This window comes from Bradyrhizobium sp. Kon37, from assembly GCF_055807535.1.
Window position 1 is genome coordinate 15,987 of the sequence record NZ_JBVVOY010000004.1, and the last position, 17,807, is coordinate 33,793.

17 protein-coding genes are annotated in these 17,807 nt (G+C 64.6%); 10 read left to right on the plus strand and 7 right to left on the minus strand.

Annotated elements, in window-relative coordinates; all coding sequences use genetic code 11:
* The first annotated feature begins 4 nt into the window (after nucleotides 1–4).
* The 3 genes from AC0L3J_RS10785 to AC0L3J_RS10795 all read left to right on the plus strand — a co-directional run bounded on the left by AC0L3J_RS10785 (nucleotide 5) and on the right by AC0L3J_RS10795 (nucleotide 2,252).
* The gene (locus AC0L3J_RS10785; protein WP_473346898.1) at nucleotides 5–1,243 is read left to right on the plus strand and encodes a URC4/urg3 family protein; all 1,239 of its coding nucleotides are present in this window, start codon (nucleotides 5–7) and stop codon (nucleotides 1,241–1,243) included.
* Between the two features lie 91 nt (nucleotides 1,244–1,334).
* Nucleotides 1,335–1,964, plus strand: coding sequence for a uracil phosphoribosyltransferase (gene upp, locus AC0L3J_RS10790; protein ID WP_027520210.1), 630 nt, complete (start codon nucleotides 1,335–1,337; stop codon nucleotides 1,962–1,964).
* A gap of 78 nt (nucleotides 1,965–2,042) precedes the next feature.
* Entirely contained in the window at nucleotides 2,043–2,252 is a 210-nt protein-coding gene (locus AC0L3J_RS10795; protein ID WP_473346900.1) for a hypothetical protein, read from the plus strand.
* A gap of 14 nt (nucleotides 2,253–2,266) precedes the next feature.
* On the opposite strand, the gene AC0L3J_RS10800 is transcribed toward AC0L3J_RS10795, so the two are convergent.
* From AC0L3J_RS10800 to AC0L3J_RS10810, 3 genes are all read right to left on the minus strand, one after another.
* Nucleotides 2,267–2,758: a DUF305 domain-containing protein gene (locus AC0L3J_RS10800; RefSeq protein ID WP_473346902.1), complete on the minus strand. Its 492-nt coding sequence runs from the start codon at nucleotides 2,756–2,758 to the stop codon at nucleotides 2,267–2,269.
* A 102-nt stretch (nucleotides 2,759–2,860) separates the two neighbouring features.
* Nucleotides 2,861–3,970 (minus strand): M48 family metallopeptidase, encoded by a 1,110-nt coding sequence (locus AC0L3J_RS10805; RefSeq protein WP_473346904.1) that lies wholly within the window; start codon nucleotides 3,968–3,970, stop codon nucleotides 2,861–2,863.
* 3 nt (nucleotides 3,971–3,973) lie between these two features.
* Nucleotides 3,974–5,119: a DUF898 family protein gene (locus AC0L3J_RS10810; RefSeq protein ID WP_473347306.1), complete on the minus strand. Its 1,146-nt coding sequence runs from the start codon at nucleotides 5,117–5,119 to the stop codon at nucleotides 3,974–3,976.
* 374 nt (nucleotides 5,120–5,493) lie between these two features.
* Between AC0L3J_RS10810 and AC0L3J_RS10815 the strand changes: the two genes are divergently transcribed.
* Both AC0L3J_RS10815 and AC0L3J_RS10820 read left to right on the plus strand, forming a co-directional pair.
* Nucleotides 5,494–6,759, plus strand: coding sequence for a cytochrome P450 (locus tag AC0L3J_RS10815; RefSeq protein WP_473346906.1), 1,266 nt, complete (start codon nucleotides 5,494–5,496; stop codon nucleotides 6,757–6,759).
* 208 nt (nucleotides 6,760–6,967) lie between these two features.
* Entirely contained in the window at nucleotides 6,968–8,242 is a 1,275-nt protein-coding gene (locus tag AC0L3J_RS10820) for a cytochrome P450 (protein WP_473346908.1), read from the plus strand.
* A gap of 216 nt (nucleotides 8,243–8,458) precedes the next feature.
* Here AC0L3J_RS10820 and AC0L3J_RS10825 read toward each other — a convergent pair whose 3' ends face one another.
* Entirely contained in the window at nucleotides 8,459–9,379 is a 921-nt protein-coding gene (locus tag AC0L3J_RS10825; RefSeq protein WP_473346910.1) for a LysR substrate-binding domain-containing protein, read from the minus strand.
* A 125-nt stretch (nucleotides 9,380–9,504) separates the two neighbouring features.
* On the opposite strand from AC0L3J_RS10825, the gene AC0L3J_RS10830 reads away from it, so the two are divergent.
* From AC0L3J_RS10830 to mdlC, 4 genes are all read left to right on the plus strand, one after another.
* The gene (locus AC0L3J_RS10830; RefSeq protein ID WP_473346912.1) at nucleotides 9,505–10,674 is read left to right on the plus strand and encodes an acyl-CoA dehydrogenase family protein; all 1,170 of its coding nucleotides are present in this window, start codon (nucleotides 9,505–9,507) and stop codon (nucleotides 10,672–10,674) included.
* Nucleotides 10,675–10,683: 9 nt separating this feature from the next.
* A complete protein-coding gene (locus tag AC0L3J_RS10835) occupies nucleotides 10,684–11,787 on the plus strand; it encodes a CaiB/BaiF CoA transferase family protein (protein ID WP_473346914.1) in 1,104 nt (367 codons plus the stop codon).
* Between the two features lie 18 nt (nucleotides 11,788–11,805).
* A complete protein-coding gene (locus tag AC0L3J_RS10840) occupies nucleotides 11,806–12,654 on the plus strand; it encodes an HTD2 family dehydratase (RefSeq protein WP_473346916.1) in 849 nt (282 codons plus the stop codon).
* A gap of 138 nt (nucleotides 12,655–12,792) precedes the next feature.
* Nucleotides 12,793–14,415, plus strand: coding sequence for a benzoylformate decarboxylase (gene mdlC / locus AC0L3J_RS10845; protein WP_473346918.1), 1,623 nt, complete (start codon nucleotides 12,793–12,795; stop codon nucleotides 14,413–14,415).
* 196 nt (nucleotides 14,416–14,611) lie between these two features.
* Here the strand turns inward: mdlC and AC0L3J_RS10850 are convergent, their stop codons facing one another.
* Nucleotides 14,612–15,388 (minus strand): SDR family NAD(P)-dependent oxidoreductase, encoded by a 777-nt coding sequence (locus tag AC0L3J_RS10850; protein ID WP_473346920.1) that lies wholly within the window; start codon nucleotides 15,386–15,388, stop codon nucleotides 14,612–14,614.
* Nucleotides 15,389–15,464: 76 nt separating this feature from the next.
* Between AC0L3J_RS10850 and AC0L3J_RS10855 the strand changes: the two genes are divergently transcribed.
* Nucleotides 15,465–15,926 carry a MarR family winged helix-turn-helix transcriptional regulator gene (locus AC0L3J_RS10855; RefSeq protein ID WP_473346922.1) on the plus strand — a complete coding sequence of 154 codons (462 nt, stop codon included), beginning with the start codon at nucleotides 15,465–15,467 and terminating at the stop codon, nucleotides 15,924–15,926.
* A gap of 162 nt (nucleotides 15,927–16,088) precedes the next feature.
* Here AC0L3J_RS10855 and AC0L3J_RS10860 read toward each other — a convergent pair whose 3' ends face one another.
* A complete protein-coding gene (locus AC0L3J_RS10860; protein WP_473346924.1) occupies nucleotides 16,089–16,883 on the minus strand; it encodes an SDR family oxidoreductase in 795 nt (264 codons plus the stop codon).
* A 56-nt stretch (nucleotides 16,884–16,939) separates the two neighbouring features.
* A complete protein-coding gene (trhA, locus tag AC0L3J_RS10865; RefSeq protein ID WP_473346926.1) occupies nucleotides 16,940–17,635 on the minus strand; it encodes a PAQR family membrane homeostasis protein TrhA in 696 nt (231 codons plus the stop codon).
* Between the last annotated feature and the right edge of the window lie 172 nt (nucleotides 17,636–17,807).

The following is a 17,807-nucleotide window of genomic DNA, read 5'->3' on the forward strand; positions in this document are numbered from 1 at the left end:
ATTGATGGCAGACGCTCTGGAATTGCAGGCCCGTTCGCTGCTCAGCGCAGCAGCGGTTCGCGCGCGTGCCGGCGAGATGTTCGAGATCGGCCTGAACGGCGGGCTGACGCACTTCACCATCGATCTCGATCGCATGGACGGCGTTGCGGAGGCCGTGTTGGCTGTCACGCGAAAAGCCTATCCGACGCTGGAGATTCCGTTCCATGCGCGCTGGCGCCATTTCGTGCTCGGCGGTGTCGACCGGTGGGCGCGGCTTGCGGATGCGGCATCCTGGCCCGATCGCGCGGCGCGGGCGCGCGCGGAGTTCGATCTTGCCATCGTCAGCGTGCTGCTCGACGCCGGCGCCGGTGCCGTCTGGCGGTACCGCGACGCCGTGACCGGACAAAGCATCGGTCGATCCGAGGGACTCGCGATTGCAAGTCTCGAGATGTTCACGGGCGGTCTTTTTTCCCACGATCCCCGCGCGCCCTTCAGGGCAGATGCCGACGTGCTTGCGCAGCTGCCGCTCGCCGCGCTCAGCTCGGCGTTTCAGGTGAGCGACACCAATCCGCTGCTCGGGCTCGAGGGGCGGACCGATCTGCTGGGACGCCTGGGCAGGCTGGTGACGGAGCGCGCGGACGTGTTCGGCGCGCACGACACGCCGCGGCCAGGCGGGTTGTTCGATCACATCGCGGCACAGGCGAAGGGCGGAGCGGTTCCCGCACCCGCGATTCTCTCGGCGGTGCTGAACCAGCTCGGACCGATCTGGCCGTCGCGACTGGAGCTTGCCGGAATTCCGCTCGGCGATTGCTGGCGCCATCCGGCGATCAAGGCCAGCGATGCGACCTCGGGCCTCGTGCCCCTGCACAAGCTATCGCAATGGCTGAGCTATTCGCTGATCGAGCCGCTGCAGCGCGCCGGAATTGACGTCACCGACATCCATGGCCTAACCGGGCTTGCCGAATACCGCAATGGCGGCCTGTTCGTCGATCACGAGGTGCTGCGCCTGCGCGACGCCGCCGACGCCGAGCGTGCGCATGCGGTGGATTCGCTGCTCGTCGTCGAATGGCGCGCGCTGACCGTGGCGCTGCTGGACCGGCTTGCCGAACTGGTCCGCGCCAAGCTCGGCCGCACTCCTGAGACATTGCCGCTCGCCAGCATTCTGGAAGGCGGCACCTGGGCCGCGGGCCGCGCCATCGCCTTCGCGCGCCGGCCCGACGGTTCGCCGCCGCTCAAGGTGATCAGCGACGGCACGGTTTTCTAGTCTCTCGTTCGAGTTCGCGGAAACAGACCCCTCATCCGGCGCTTCGCGCCACCTTCTCCCACAAGGGGAGAAGGAAGAAAGGCATCCCGTCATGCAAGGCGTCACGATCGTCGATCATCCGTTGGTGCAGCACAAGCTGACCCTGGTGCGGGACAAATCGATTTCGACCAAATCGTTTCGGGAGCTGATCAAGGAGATCGGCATGCTGCTGTGCTACGAGGTGACGCGCGACCTGCCGCTTGCCGATACCGTCATCGAGACGCCGCTGGCGACGATGCACTCGGCCAAGATCGCGGGCAAGAAGCTGGTCTTCGTACCGATGCTGCGCGCCGGCACGACCTTCGTCGACGGCATGATGGATTTGGTGCCGACGGCGCGCGTCGCGCATATCGGGCTCTATCGCGAGCCGCACAGTTTTGCGGCGGTCGAGTATTTCTTCAAATCGCCGTCCGATCTCGGCGAACGCCTGGCGATCGTGGTGACGCCGGTGGTTGCGACCGCCAACACGGCTGTGGCCGCAATCGACCGGCTGAAGGAGCGCGGCGCCAAGGACATCCGCCTCGCCTGCCTGATCGCCGCCCCAGAAGGGCTCGAACGGCTGCGCGGATTGCATCCTGACGTCCCGATCTGGACCGCTGCGGTCGACGAAGGTCTCGACGAGAACGGCTTTATCCTGCCGGGCCTCGGCGACGCCGGCGACCGCGCCTACGGGACGCGATAAGCGTCGGCCTGCAAACCGCGTCACGTTAGGAACAGCTTCGCTCGCGCAAGGTTTTCCTGCTCTACGATGGAGAGCACGATGACCTATCAGGATGACCGCAGGGCAGACAGAGCACGCCGCAACAGCCCGGTGGGCTGGGCGATCGGCGCGATCTTCGTGATCGCCGTGGTCGCGGCCGTCTTCTTCTACAATGGACGCGACGTCGGTCCGCAGACGACCACCAGCAGCCCGAACAACGCGCCGAGCGTCACCACGGGCTCGACCAATCCGGCCGCCCCGGCAAAGTGATACGCGCCGATCCGTCAGGTCGGCGGCCGCGGCGGCAGATCCTTCGCGTCCGCGGGCGCGGGCTTCTCCTTGAGGTCGGCGATCAACCGTTCCATTTCGCCGATCTCCCGCACCTGGGCTTCGATAATGTCGTCGGCCAGCTTGCGGACTCGGGGATCCCTGATGTGCGCACGCTCGCTGGTGAGAACCGCGATGGAATGATGCGGGATCATCGCCTCCATATAGGCGACGTCGGTCACGGTCTGCTGGCTTCGAACGAGCCAGAGCGAAACCGCGAACACGACGGCGCTGGCCGCCAGAATGGCGACGTTCGCCGTACGGTTCCTGTACATGCCCCACATGAAAGCGAGCATCACGGCGGCCATGACTGCGCCCATCAGCAACGCCATCCACGTCCGGGTCTGGCTGTACCAGACGTGATCCAGAGCGAAGGTGTTGAGATACATCAGACCGAACATGATCACGGTGGAAGCCACGATCATCGTGACGAAACGACTGTAAGCCATGAGGAACTTCCCGCTGTCTATCGGGGGATAACCAGACCCCGACGGATCGTTCCTTACCGACGGATGATTTGGCGCGGGGCCGACGCGTCGGCGGCAAGAGATTCAGATCTTGCCACTGCCGCAGATCCCCTTCAGCGCCTGCCACTCCGCATTCGTCAGCAGCGGCGGGCCGCTGGCGGGGCGATCCTCTTTCGTCATGCGCGCGAGGCGGTCCTCGGTCAGCGGATGGCTCGCCAGGATCGACGTGAGGCCGCCGCCCTCCTTGCCGGTGATGCGGAACATCAGTTCCGCCGCGGGTTTGGGCGAGCGGCCGAGCTTGTGCATGATCTCGATGGCAAAACTATCCGCGGCGGTCTCGGCCTCACGCGAATAGGAGGCCTCGACCACGCTGCGCGAGGCGAAGATCACGGCGCTCGAGCCGGTGACGTCGCCGAACAACAGGCCGATCAGGAACGAGGTGCCGCCGTTGTAGATCAACCCGCGCATGTTGTCGTAATGCTTGAGATGACCGAGCTCGTGGGCGAGGATGCCGGCGAGTTCGTCGGGACTTTCAGCCTTGTCGAGCAGACCCTTCAGCACGAACACCTTGCCGCCCGGCAGCGCGAACGCGTTCGGCACCGGGGTCGGCAGCACGCCCGCGGTCATCGAATCGTCGTCGAGGCCGGCGGCATCACGCAGCCGGTTGACGAGCTTGACGAAGGCCGCCTTCCCCGCCGCATCCTCGCACGCATTGCGGCCGAAGATGGTCTTCACCTGAACCTCCGACGCATCGCCAATACGCCGCTCGATCGGTTTCGGCACCAGCGGCGCGAGGCGGTCGGCAGCGAGCGGCACGCCGAACAGCACGACGCAGACGATGGAGACGGCGGCAGCCATCGACCAGCCGACGATTTTTGCGACGCCGCGGCGCGAGGTCTGGTGGTCGTCGAGCCGCATGCAGCGCGCGGTCACGTCTGAGGCGAGCAAAGCGTCGCGGATTTCCAGCCGCGCCAGCGGCGGCGCGGAAGCGCAGGCGAGCCGCAAAATGCCGGGCGGGCTGTCGGCACGGCGGATGTCGGCATAGTCCCAGCGAACGGGCGTCGCACCCTCTTCGAGGATCTCGAGCGCGTCACTGAGCGTCAGCGCCACCTGCCGCCTGCGGCTCGACACGCCGTCGAAGAAGATCGTCGGCTTTGCGGATTGCGCCGGGGTCTCAGCGAATACGTCACTCACAGCTCAGAATCCCGCGACATCGAGTCCATCGGCAAAGCCTTCGCCGAGCGCGCTGGCAAGCTCGGCGCTGCCGCGCACATCCGCGGCTGCGGCGATGTTGTGCACATCGACGGTTTCCAGCACCTTGGCCCAGAGATCGCGCTGGAGATAGACCCGCATGACGATGTTGAGGGCCAGGGCGAGAGCGAGATAGCCGACGACCATCATCACCAATGTCGGGATGCTCTTGCCGGCATTCCCGGGCCCCAACGCCTGCTCGACCGAAAGGCCACTCAGGGTGACCACGAGCATGGTCGCTCCGCCGATATAGGCGGCGAAGATGGCCGAGAGCAGCGTCCACCAACCGATCACTTTCCAGTACAGGCCGTAGAATGCATTGTGCGGCAGTTGCGAGGACAGGCTGACGTCGCCGATGCGGATACCGTCGAGCCACCAGCGCCACTCGCGCGCCTTGAATTCGGCATAGAAGAACGGCGCCAGCGGAAAGATCACCATTGCGATCGGGCTCAGCAGCCACAGCCACCAGGCGCGCTTGAAGAACGTCCAGCCATTGCCCGCGAAATCGCCGCGCAAATCGCCGTAATGGGTGTGCCGCATCTTGTAGCGTTCGAGCGAGGCCTCGCGCCACGGCAATGCGAGCCCGAGCGTCAGGAACACCAGCAAGCCCCACAGCATGGCGCGGAACGAATAGGCCCAGCCCGATCCGTCCATCCAGAACCGCACGCCGCGCCAGACCGTGCGCGTCAGCCGATAGCGCCGCGCGCGAAAAATCGCAAACTGACCGAAGGCGTAGAAGCTGATGAACAGCGGCGTCGAGGCAAAGCCCTGCCAGCGCTCGAACTCGATACCGACGAGGAAGTAAGCGAGGTAGATCGGCACCAGGATCGCGAGCGCGAACAGGAAGCCGACCAGAAGCTCCTTGGCCCGTCCGGTATATTCGGCGGCGTCGCCATCAACCGCGGTGTTCGCCCACAGATGGCGGCGGATGTCGGTGACGAGCCAGAACCGGTAGAAGCCGAAGGTGACGAGCTCCAGCATGGCACCCTTGGTGACCAATTTGCGAAACTCGGTACGGTTGCCGGTGAAATCGACCCGCGTGGGCGGCAGCGGCGGGGGTAAGGGTTCGGAGCCGATGGGGGCCCATTGCATGTCGTTCACGGCGGCAACCTCGGGGTGCGGACCTGGTTCGATCAAACTTATAGATCAGAGATTAGTCGATCCCCAAGATTGGCGGGTTCGATTTGGCTCGATTCCGGTCGATTTCTGGCACGATTCCACGGCCGAGGGCGTGCGCGAGATCACGTTCGCGAATGTCCCGTAGCCCGGATGGAGCGCGGTGCAATCTGGGAGAGCGGCAGTGGCGGACCGAATCCCGGATTTCGCTTCGCTCCATCCGGGCTACATCACACCCATGTGGCAAAACTCGCCCTTGCTCCGGCGCAGACAACCGGCTGTAATTGCAAATCAAATACCGCAGCGCAGAATTCAACGAGAACGCGCGGTTCATGTCAGGGAGAGCGGTCATGCATGGGACCATCGAAAGCGCGGCGAAGCTCGACGCGTTACGCGCACGCGCAACGTCACTGCCGCTGGAGCAGTTCGATCCGGGCGACCCCGAGCTGTTCAGGACCGATACGTTCTGGCCCTATTTCGATCGCCTGCGCCGCGAAGATCCCGTGCACTATTGCAAGGACTCGATGTTCGGCCCGTATTGGTCGGTGACGCGCTACAACGACATCATGGAGATCGAGACCAACCATTCGGTGTTCTCCTCGGCCTCCTCGCTCGGCGGCATCACCATCCGCGACATCGATCCGGAACTGCGCCGCGAGAGCTTCATCTCGATGGACCCGCCGCGTCACGCGGCGCAGCGCAAGACCGTGGCGCCGATGTTCACGCCGACGCATCTGGACAATCTCGCGCTCAGCATCCGCAAGCGCTCGGCCGAGTGCCTGGACAATCTGCCGCGTGGCGAGGTGTTCGACTGGGTCGACCGCGTCTCGATCGAGCTCACAACGCAGATGCTCGCCGTGCTGTTCGACTTCCCCTGGGAGGACCGCCGCAAGCTGACGCGCTGGTCGGACATCGCGACCACCATTCCCGGACCCGACGGCCTCGTCGCCAGCGAAGACGAGCGTCAGGCCGAGCTGACGGAATGCGCGGGCTATTTCGCGCGGCTGTGGAAGGAGCGCATCGAGCAGCCGCCCAAGAGCGACTTGTTGTCGATGATGGCGCATGGTGCCGCGACGCGCGACATGGACGCGAAAAACTTTCTTGGCAATCTCATCCTTTTGATCGTCGGCGGCAACGACACCACTCGCAACACCATGTCCGGATCGCTCGACGCACTCAGCCAGCATCCGGAGCAATATCGCAAGCTGCGCGAAAACCCCGCGCTGCTCGACAGCTTCGTGCCGGAAGTGATCCGCTGGCAGACGCCGCTGGCCCATATGCGCCGCACCGCGCTTGCGGACTTCGAGTTCCGTGGCAAGCAGATCAAGAAAGGTGACAAGGTCGTGATGTGGTACGTCTCGGGCAACCGCGACGCCGACGCGATCGAAAAGCCCTACGAATTCATCATTGACCGCGCGCGGCCGCGCACGCATCTCTCGTTCGGCTTCGGCATCCACCGCTGCGTCGGCTTGCGGCTTGCCGAACTCCAGCTCAAGATTATCTGGGAAGAGATCCTCAAGCGATTCGACCACATCGAGGTGGTCGGCGAACCCAAGCGGGTCTATTCGAGTTTCGTAAAGGGTCTCGAAACCTTGCCGGTGAAGATTGCGGCGTGATGTGGCATACGCCGGTGCTTCTCTCCCTCGCCCCGCTTGCGGGGAGAGGGTGGGGTGAGGGGGAGTCTCCACGAGGACGGTGACAGCCGACTCGTGGAGACTCCCCCTCACCCGGATCGCATCTAGCGATGCGATCCGACCTCTCCCCGCAAGCGGGGCGAGGTGAACTGCGTCCCCGGCGTCCGATTCAAACACTGGAGCAACCACCATGAACATCCAAGCGCCGGTTCAAGTGGACAAGGCCGAACGCATGCGCAGGGCTCGCGAGGAGGCCTATGCGACCCCGCTGGCGCAGTTCCACCCGGGCGCGCCCAGGCTGTTCCAGGACGACACCCTGTGGCCGTGGTTCGAGCGGCTGCGCAAGGAAGAGCCGGTGCATTACTGCACCAACGCGCCGATCGAGCCGTATTGGTCGGTGGTGAAGTACAACGACATCATGCATGTCGACACCAACCACGGCCTGTTCTCCTCCGACTCGACGCTCGGCGGCATCGGGATCCGCGACGTGCCGGAAGGTTATGACTGGCCGAGCTTCATCGCCATGGACCAGCCGCGTCATTCGTCGCAGCGCAAGACGGTGTCGCCGATGTTCACGCCGACCCATCTAGACGAATTGGCAAAACTGATCCGCCAGCGCTCGCAGACCGTGCTCGACAATCTGCCGCGCAACGAGATCTTCAATTTCGTCGAGCGCGTCTCGATCGAGCTGACGACGCAGATGCTGGCCACCCTGTTCGACTTTCCCTGGGAAGAACGGCGCAAGCTCACGCGCTGGTCCGATGTCGCGACCGCGCTGCCCAAAAGCGGCATCGTGGCGTCGGCCGAAGAGCGCCGCCGCGAGATGGACGAATGCTACGCCTACATGTCCAAGCTCTGGAACGAGCGCGTCAACTCCGCCCCGCGCAACGATTTGTTGTCGCTGATGGCGCACAACGACGCCACGCGGTTCATGGATCCCGACAATCTCATGGGCAACATCATCCTGCTCATCGTCGGCGGCAACGACACCACGCGCAACACCATGACGGGCTCAGTGCTGGCGCTGAACGAGAACCCGGAGCAGTACGACAGGCTGCGCGCCAACCCGGAATTGATCGATTCCATGGTGCCCGAGGTGATCCGCTGGCAGACCCCGCTCGCGCATATGCGGCGCACCGCACTGCAGGACACTGAAGTTGGCGGCAAGCAGATCAAGAAGGGCGACCGCGTCGTGATGTGGTACGTCTCGGGCAACCGCGACGAGGAGATGTTCGAGAGGCCGAACGAGTTCATCATCGACCGGCCGCGGCCGCGCACCCACCTCTCCTTCGGCTTCGGCATCCACCGCTGCGTCGGCATGCGCCTCGCCGAGCTCCAGCTCAAGATTGTCTGGGAAGAGATGCTGAAGCGCTTCGACCGCATCGAGGTGGTTGGCGAGCCCAAGCGGATCTATTCGAGCTTCATCAAGGGATACGAGTCGCTGCCGGTGAGGATTCCTGGGTAGGCTCATCCTCCGTCATTGCGAGGAGCCCTTGCGACGAAGCAATCCAGATCGCCACGGCGGAGAGATTGCTGGATTGCTTCGCTGCGCTCGCAATGACGAGGCACGTGCGCGCCAAACTGGCGACGCACGAACCCAGCTATAAAATTCCGGCATGACAGCTCGCACAACATGCGATGGGTCGCATACGGCCTTCTGTCCTAAACCGCACCGGCACATCTAACTCAACTTGATGTCCCACACGCCTTCCTTGCGGCAGGCGGCGACTTCCTCGCGCAGGAGGGTGGTGACGGCAACCGAGGCGGTGGAGACCGGACGGTCGATCGGAGAGGCGAATATGAGCTCGCGCGTCATCGGCTTCGAGACGACAGCCGTTTCCAGCCGCCCGTCCGCGACCTCGGCGTGGACCGACGAGGGCGGCAGCAGCGCGAAGCCGAGGCCTTCTTCGACGAGGCTCGTGAGCACGCGAAACGAATCCGCCTCGAGCTGGACGTTGAGCTTGATCTTGCGTTGCGCCGCCGCGTGCTCGATCAGTGCGCGGAGACCGTGGGAATGACTGGGCAGCACCAGCCGTTGCCGCAGCAGCCAGCCGACATCGACGCTCTTCTTGCGCGCCAAGCCACAACCGCGCGGACCCACCGCGACGATGTTGTCGCGCCCGAGGCTCTCGACGTTGAGATGCAGATCGGCGGAGCGGCCGTAGAGGATGGCGAGATCCATCTCGCCGCGATGCAGCCATTCGACCAGATGGCCGCTGTAGCTCTCGACGATGCGCAGCGAAATGCCGGGAAATTTTTCGACGCAGCGCCGCGCAAAGCGCGCCGACAGCACGCAGCTCACGGTCGGGACCAGACCGAGCACGACCTGGCCGGACGGCGGCCCCTTCGACGACTGGATGTCGTCGCGGATCTGGTCGATCTGCCGCACGATGCCGGAGGTGCGCGCCAGCAACAGGCGGCCGGCATCCGTGAGCACCATGCCGCGGCCGTTGCGGGTGAACAATTCGGTGCGCAACTCGTGTTCCAGCAGCTTGATCTGCCTGGAGAGCGCCGGCTGCGCCACACGCAACGTGTCGGATGCCTTGGAGAGGCTGCCGAGCTCCGCCACGCAACTGAAGGTCCTGAGCTGACGGAAATCCATGCTTGCCAATCCTGGAAGGCTACTCCATACGCTATAGCAAATGAGCATAGGGGGCTGGCATTGTTTTCACAACGCCAGAGGATCGGCCGGCGTTATCTTAACTGCCGCACCCAACTGGAAACGCCATGAGTGAAGAACACCACACCGAAGATCACGCCGACATCCGCGAAGCCGTCGCAAAGCTCTGCGCGCAGTTTCCCGGCGAATACTGGCGCAAGCTCGACCGTGAGATGGCCTACCCCACGGCCTTCGTCGACGCGTTGACGCAGGCCGGCTATCTCTCGGTGCTGATCCCCGAGGAATATGGCGGGGCGGGCTTGAAGCTTTCTGCAGCCGCGGCGATCCTCGAAGAGATCCAGCGCGCGGGCTGCAACGGCGGCGGCTGCCACGCCCAGATGTACACGATGGGCACCGTGCTGCGGCACGGCAATGACGAGCAGAAGGCAAAATATCTGCCGAAGGTCGCGAGCGGCGAATTGCGCCTGCAGGCCTTCGGCGTCACCGAGCCGACCAGCGGCACCGACACCACCTCGCTGAAGACCTTCGCGCGCAAGGACGGCAATGCCGGCTACGTCGTCAACGGCCAGAAAATCTGGACCAGTCGGGCCGAGCATTCCGACCTGATGCTGCTGCTGGCGCGCACCACGCCGAAGGACCAGGTCAAGAAGCGCACCGACGGTCTTTCGGTGTTCATCGTCGACATGCGCGAGGCCAAGAACAAGGGCCTCGAGATCCGCCCGATCCGCACCATGATGAATCACGCCACCACCGAGGTGTTCTTTACCGACATGAAGGTGCCGGCAGAGAATCTGATCGGCGAAGAGGGCAAGGGCTTTCGCTACATCCTCTCCGGCATGAATGCCGAACGCATCCTGATCGCGGCCGAATGCGTCGGCGATGCCAAATGGTTCATCGCAAAGGCCACCAACTACGCCAAGGAGCGCAGCGTTTTCGGCCGGCCGATCGGCCAGAATCAAGGCATCCAGTTTCCGATCGCCAAGGCCTATGCCGCGATGCGCGCGGCCGAACTGATGGTGAAGGAAGCGACGCGCAAATACGAGGCCGGGCTCGACTGCGGCGCGGAGGCCAACATGGCAAAAATGCTCGCGGCTGATGCGTCGTGGGAAGCGGCCAATGCCTGCGTCCAGACCCATGGCGGCTTTGGATTTGCCGAGGAGTACGACGTCGAGCGCAAATTCCGCGAGACGCGGCTCTATCAGGTGGCGCCGATCTCGACCAATCTCGTGCTGTCCTTCATCGCCGAGCACGTGCTCGGCATGCCCCGTTCGTACTGAGGCAGCATCATGGGAGCTCTTGACGGGATCAGGGTGATTGCGGTCGAGCAGGCGGTGGCGGCGCCATTCTGCTCGTCGCGGCTGGCGGATGCCGGCGCGGAGGTTATCAAGATCGAGCGGCCCGAAGGCGATTTCGCCCGCGGCTATGACGCGGCGGCCAAGGGCCAGAGCAGCTACTTCGTGTGGCTCAACCGCGGCAAGCAATCGGCGGTGGTCGATCTCGCCACCAAGGAAGGCTGCGCCGAGCTGGAGAGACTGATCGCGAGCGCCGACGTGCTGATCCAGAATCTCAAGCCCGGCTCGATGGACAAGCTCGGCTTTTCGCGCGAGCGGCTGCTGAAGGATTATCCCAGGCTGATCTCGTGCACGATCACCGGCTATGGCGACGAGGGCCCCTATGCGCACCGCAAGGCGTACGATCTGCTGATCCAGGCCGAGAGCGGCCTTGCCTCGATCACCGGCAATCCCGACGGCGCCTCGCGCGTCGGCATGTCCATCGTCGACGTCGCGACCGGCGCCACCGCGCATGCGGCAATTTTGGAGGCGCTGATCGGGCGCGGACGCACCGGCAAGGGCGCCGACATCCGGATCTCCATGTTCGACGTGATGGCGGACTGGTGCACCGTGCCGCTGCTCAACTCCGAAGCCGGCAATCCGCCCAAGCGCATGGGGCTGCGCCATCCCTCGATCGCGCCCTATGGCGTGTTCACGTCCAGCGACGGCAAGGACATCCTGATCTCGATCCAGAGCGAGCGCGAGTGGAAGACGCTCTGCGCAAAAGTGCTGGACCAGCCGGATCTGCCCGCAGACCCGCGCGTTGCCAACATGGTCGAGCGCGTGCGCAACCGCGACTTCACCGACAAGACAGTCGCGGATGCCTTCGGCAAAATGACGCGCGATGAGCTATTGAAGCGGCTGTCCGATGCCGATATCGCCTTTGCCGAGGTCAACACCATGGCCGACCTCACCAAACATCCGCATCTGCGCCGCATGGAGGTCGACACGCCGCAGGGACGTGTCAGCTATCCCGCGCCGGCGCCGATCATTGTCGGCGAGACGCGCAGCTATGGCGCGGTGCCGGGGATCGGCGAACGACCGGTCAAGAAATCGTAACAACAAGAGCGAGGCGTCATGACCGAGAAGCTCGACATCGATCATCTCAGGCAGTGGATCGGCCGCAGCGAAGAGGCGACCGACATTGTCACCGCGCAGCTCGTGAAGGGCCTGCGCGCGACGCTGTTCCAGGAGGTCGGTTCGCCCAAGATCGGCGATGCGGCGCCGTTCACGGTGCATTGGTGCCTGGCGCAGCCGGTGTTTCCGATGTCGATGCTCGGTCCCGACGGCCATCCCACCCGCGGCGGCTTCCTGCCGCCGGTGCCGCTGCCGCGCCGGATGTGGGCCGGCGGCGAGATCGAGTTCCTGCAGCCGTTGCGCGTCGGCGATGAATCGACGCGGAGCTCGCGCATCGCGGACGTACAGGTGAAATCAGGGTCGACCGGCACGCTTTGCTTCGTCTCGGTCGAGCACAGCATCTCCTCGCCGCGCGGCATCGCCATCCGCGAGCGGCAGGACATCGTCTATCGCGAGATGACGACGACGCCCGCGCCGGCAAAGGCCCTGCCTCCGCCGCCCAAGGCGCAGCATCGCGAGAGCCATGTCTCCGATCCCGTGCTGCTGTTTCGATATTCCGCGCTGACCTTCAACGGCCACCGCATCCATTACGACCGCGATTACGTGACCAAAGTCGAGGGCTATCCGGGCCTGATCTTCCACGGGCCGTTGCAGGCAACGTTCATCATCGAGATGGCGGCGAAGCTGCACGGCGGCAAGGCTCCGAAGAAGTTTACCTATCGCGGGGTGCAGCCGCTGTTCGAGGGCAGCGAGTTCTCCATCAACGCCAATGAGACCGCTGATGGCATGGAGCTGTGGACCGCGAACGCGGAGGGGCAGCCGACGATGAAGGGGACCGCGGTGTGGTGATAGTCTCTCCGCGTCATTGCGAGGAGCGAAGCGACGAAGCAATCCAGACTGTCACCGCGGCGGCATTCTGGATTGCTTCGCTGCGCTCGCAATGACAGGTGGGTTAGCGGCGCCGATAAACATCAGGGAACGGAAACCATGGCGAAGAACGGCAAGACCGGCAGCAAATCCGTCACCGTCAAGCAGGCGACGCTCGACCTGCTGCGCTCCTTCGGCATCAGACGCGTGTTCGGCAACCCCGGCTCGACCGAGCTGCCGTTCCTGAGCGACTGGCCCGACGATATCGACTACGTGCTGGCGCTTCAGGAAGCCTCCGCGGTCGGCATGGCCGATGGTTATGCGCAGGCGACGCGCAATGCCGGCTTCGTCAATCTGCATTCGGCCGCCGGCGTCGGCAACGCACTCGGCAACATCTATACCGCGCATCGCAACCAGACGCCGCTGGTGATCACCGCGGGCCAGCAGGCGCGCTCGATCCTGCCGTTGCAGGCATTCCTCTATGCCGAGCGTGCGTCCGAATTCCCGCGGCCTTATGTGAAATACAGCGTCGAGCCGGCGCGGCCCGAGGACGTGCCGGCCGCGATCGCGCGCGCCTATTACACCGCGATGCAGCCGCCCTGCGGGCCGACTTTCGTCTCGATTCCGGTCGACGACTGGGCGCATGCGACAGCTCCCATCGAAGCCCGCAAGGTCAGTCGCGAGATGGCGCCCGAGGCTGACGGGATGAAGGCGTTGGTCGCCGCGCTCGGTTCAGCCAAGCACCCTGCCCTCGTCGTCGGCCCCGGTGTCGATCGCGCCGGCGCGGTCGAGCTGATGGTGCGCGTGGCCGAGAAGGCCAAGGCCAGCGTCTGGGTCAGCCCGTTCTCGGCGCGCTGCTCGTTCCCGGAACGCCATCCGCAGTTTGCAGGTTTCCTGCACGCCTCTCCCGCGCAGCTCTCCGACGCATTACGCGAGCACGACCTCGTCGTCGTGATCGGCGCGCCGGTGTTCACTTTCCACGTCGAAGGCCACGCCGCGATCTTCGATGGCGGCACGACGCTCTTCCAGATCACGGATGACCCGGATGCCGCCGCGGTGACGCCGGTCGGAACCAGCATCATCGCGACGATGAAGCCGGCGCTCGCAATGCTGCTCGACCTCTTGCCGGAGAGCAAGCGCGCGGCACCGAAGGGGCGAACGCTGCCGCCGGCCCCGCAAGCCGGCGATCCGCTGCCGGTCGAATTCCTGCTGCATTCGCTGTCGCAGGCGATGCCGGACGGCGCGTCGCTGGTCGAGGAAATCCCCTCGCACCGGCCGGCGATGCAAAAGTTCATGCCGATGCGCGGCCAGGACAGTTTTTACACCATGGCGAGCGGCGGGCTCGGCTACTCGCTGCCGGCCGCGGTCGGCATGGCGCTCGGCAAGCCGACGAGCCGCACGGTGTGCCTGATCGGCGACGGCTCGGCGATGTATTCGATCCAGGCGCTGTGGACCGCCGCGCAGCGCAAGCTGCCGCTCACCATCGTCGTCATCAACAATTCCGGCTACGGCGCGATGCGCTCGTTCAGCCAGGTGATGCAGGTGAGGAACGTGCCGGGACTGGAGTTGCCGGGGATCGATTTCGTCCGGCTCGCCGAGGGCATGGGTTGCCATGCGGTGCGGGTGAGCAAGGCGGCGGAGCTTGGCGAGGCGCTCGAGCGCGGGATGGCATTCGACGGGACGAGCCTGGTGGAGGTGATCGTGGATTCGGCGGTGCCGGTGCTGTACGGGCAGAAGCATTAGGGACGCACGGTATATCCACATCGTCGTCCCGGCGAAGGCCGGGACCCATACCGCGTGATCTATCGATTGCGCGCATTGCTAATCCCGAACAACCAATCTTCGCCAAATTACTCCCTGGGGTTATGGGTCCCGGCCCCCGTGCGCAATTGCGCACTAGGCCGTGACGACAGCGAATGTTTGGCACGACCGTCCGCAACTACGACGCCAGGAATCCTCCATCCGCCGCCAGCACATGCCCGACGACATACGACGACGCGTCGGACGATAGCCAGACCACCGCCTCGGCCACCTCCTCCGGGCTCCCCATCCGCCGCAGCGGCAGGCCGGCGGCGACGGTTGCGACATCGCCGACCCCGGCGCGCAGCATCATGTCAGTGACGACGCGGCCAGGTGCGACGGCGTTGATGCGGATGCCGCGTGGAGCGTTTTCCATCGCAGCAGAGCGTGTCAGCGAGATCGCTGCAGCTTTGGATGCCGAGTAGAGCGAGAAGCCGGGATTGGGATTGCGCACGCCGCTGACGGAGGCGTTGACGACGATGCTGCCGCGGCCTTGCGCGAGCATGACCGGCAATTGATGGCGCAGGCACAGGAACAGCGCGCGGACATTGGTGTCGAACACGCTATCGTAGACATCCGTGCCCTGCTGCTCCAGCGGCGCGCGCCGCTCCTGGAAGCCGGCATTGTTGAAGGCGACGTCGAGCCGGCCGCAACGCTCGACCGCCGTGCCAACCAGGCGCGCGACGTCGTCCTCGCGCGTGATGTCGGTCTTGAGCGCGATGGCGTTCGCACCGACTTCGCGGCACGCCGCGGCGGTTGCGTCGATCTCGGCTTCGCGCCGGCCCGCCACGACAATCGCCTCCGCGCCTTCAGACGCCATTCGCAACGCCGTGGCACGGCCGATGCCGCTGCCGCCGCCCGTCACCAGGCAGACCTTGCCCCTCATTCGGACCCCCGCAGGCAAAATTCCGCTCATGGCTCACTCCAAAACGCTTGCGTACGCCGTTGCGCGCATATAGTTGTATGGTACAACTATATGCGCGGAGTCAAGCATGACCGGGCTTTCGCTGATCGACGACATTCGCGCGGCCTCGCGCCTGATGGTGCGGGAGCTCGGCTTCATGGATGCGACCGTGGCGGCATCGGACTATCCGCCGTCGGCCGTGCACACCATTCTGGAGATCGGTATCCGCGGGCCGATGAATTCGGGCGCGCTCGGCGATTTCCTGCGGCTGGAGAAATCGAGCGTCAGCCGCCTGGTGCGCAAGCTGGTCGACTGCGGCGAGCTGCGGGAGACGCCCGACGAGACCGACGCACGCAGCAAGCAGCTGTCGCTGACCGCGAAGGGCCGCCGCACGCTGGAGGCGCTGCACGCGTTCGGACGGCAGCAGGTGAGCGGCGCCCTTGCCGCGCTGACGGAGGCCGAGCAGCGCACGGTGCGGGAAGGGATGATGCTCTATGCGCAGGCATTGCGTCAGAGCCGGGTGGAGGGCGAGGGGCGGACTGCCGCCTAGCCACTAGCGTCGTCCTGGCGGAAGCCAGGACCCATTACCCCAGGAAGTAGTTTGGCGAAGACTTGTCGTTCGGTACTGCTACCACGGCAAGATCGGTAGACCTCGCGGTATGGGTCCTGGCCTTCGCCAGGACGACACCGGAGGTCGTGGCCGGCCTCTTCCCTACCTCCCGAACTCGTCGCGCATCCTGGCCTGGATCTTGGCCATGCCGCCGATCCAGCGGTCGTAATTCTCGGTCTTCTTGCGCATGTAGCCGAGCACCTGCGGGTGCGGCAGGATCAGGAACGTCTCCTGATCGAGACCGGCGAGCACGTCCTTGGCAACCTGCTCGGCCGAGAGATCGCCGTCGCCGGATTGCGGGCCCTTGGGAATCGAACGCAGCATGTTGGTGTCGACGCCCTGGGGGCAGAGGATCGAGACACGGATGTTGTGCGCCTTGTGCGAGATCGCGAGGTTTTCGGCAAAGCCGACCGCGGCATGCTTGGTGGTGGAGTAAGCCGGACTGCCCACCTGCGACAACAGTCCCGCGGCCGAGATGGTGTTGAGGAAATAACCGCCGCCGCGCGCCTTCATGCGCGGGATCAGATGCCGCGCCGCATAGACATGCGCCATGACGTGAATAGCCCAGCTGCGCTGCCAAGGCTCGTCGGAGGCACCGCCGGCATTGACCGACATCGGGTCGAAGCCGCCGCCGATGCCGGCATTGGAGCAGAACAATTCGATCGGGCCGAACTGCCGCTCGGTCTCCTCGATGACGTGGGAAATATCCTTTTCCTGCGCGACGTCGCATTTGAAGGCCGCGCCATCTACCGTAGCAGCGACCGCCCGCGCGTTGTCCGCGTCCATGTCGGCGACGACGACTTTGGCCGCGCCAGCCTTGTGAAACGCTTCGCACAGCGCCTTGCCGATGCCGTTGGCGCCGCCCGTGACGACCACGACCTTGCCGGTCACCTGCATGCGACGTCTCCTCTTGTTTTATACCGTTTTGGCTTATTCCGCTTGGCGGAGCTTGCTCAGCTCAACACGAGGTCGAGCACCGCGGTATAATGGCACGCCGCACCGGCCAAGACAAAGCCGTGCCAGATCGCATTCTGGAAGCGCAGCCGTCGCCAGGCATGGAAGATCACGCCGAAGCTGTAGAGCAGGCCACCCGCAAGGATGAAGCCCAGCACCAGCGCAGGCAGCGCCTTGACCACGGAATCGTAGAGCATCACGCCGGTCCAGCCCATCGCGAGGTAGATGCCGACCGCGACGCGGTCGAACCGGCCGGGGTAGAGAAGTTTCAGCACGATGCCGAGGAGTGCCACGCACCAGACGCCGGCGAGCAGCACCAGCGCGAACCCGCTGTCCTTCACCTCCAGGATGAACGGCGTGTAGGTCGCCGCGATCAGGAGATAGATCGCCGAATGGTCGAAGCGCCGCAGCAGCCATTTGGCCGGCGAGACCGGCCAGAGATTATAGGTCGCCGACAACACCAGCATCGAGAGCAGGCCGGCGACGTAGATCGAGACGCCGACGATGTCGGTCGCGTCGGCAAAGAGCACCGTCAGCACCACCAGCACGGTCGCGGCAATGAGGCCGCAGAGCACGCCGATCGCGTGGATCACGCCGTCGGCGATCAACTCGGCGCGGTCGTAATGCCAGCCGACCGCGTCAGCGGCGGCGTGGACGGAGGAGGATGCGAGCTGTTTCAGTTGGAAGACGGTCATGGCAATCCGCAAAGTGAGACAATACCCTCTTGTATGGGTGTTTTGGGACCGGTGCGTCGTTCAAACGGGTGACTTGCAAACGGTTGATTTGCAAACGGCTGATTTGCCGACAAAGGAGGTGGAAGTATGAAGCTTGATTTTCCCCACGCAATTGCCACTTTTGTGATCGGTC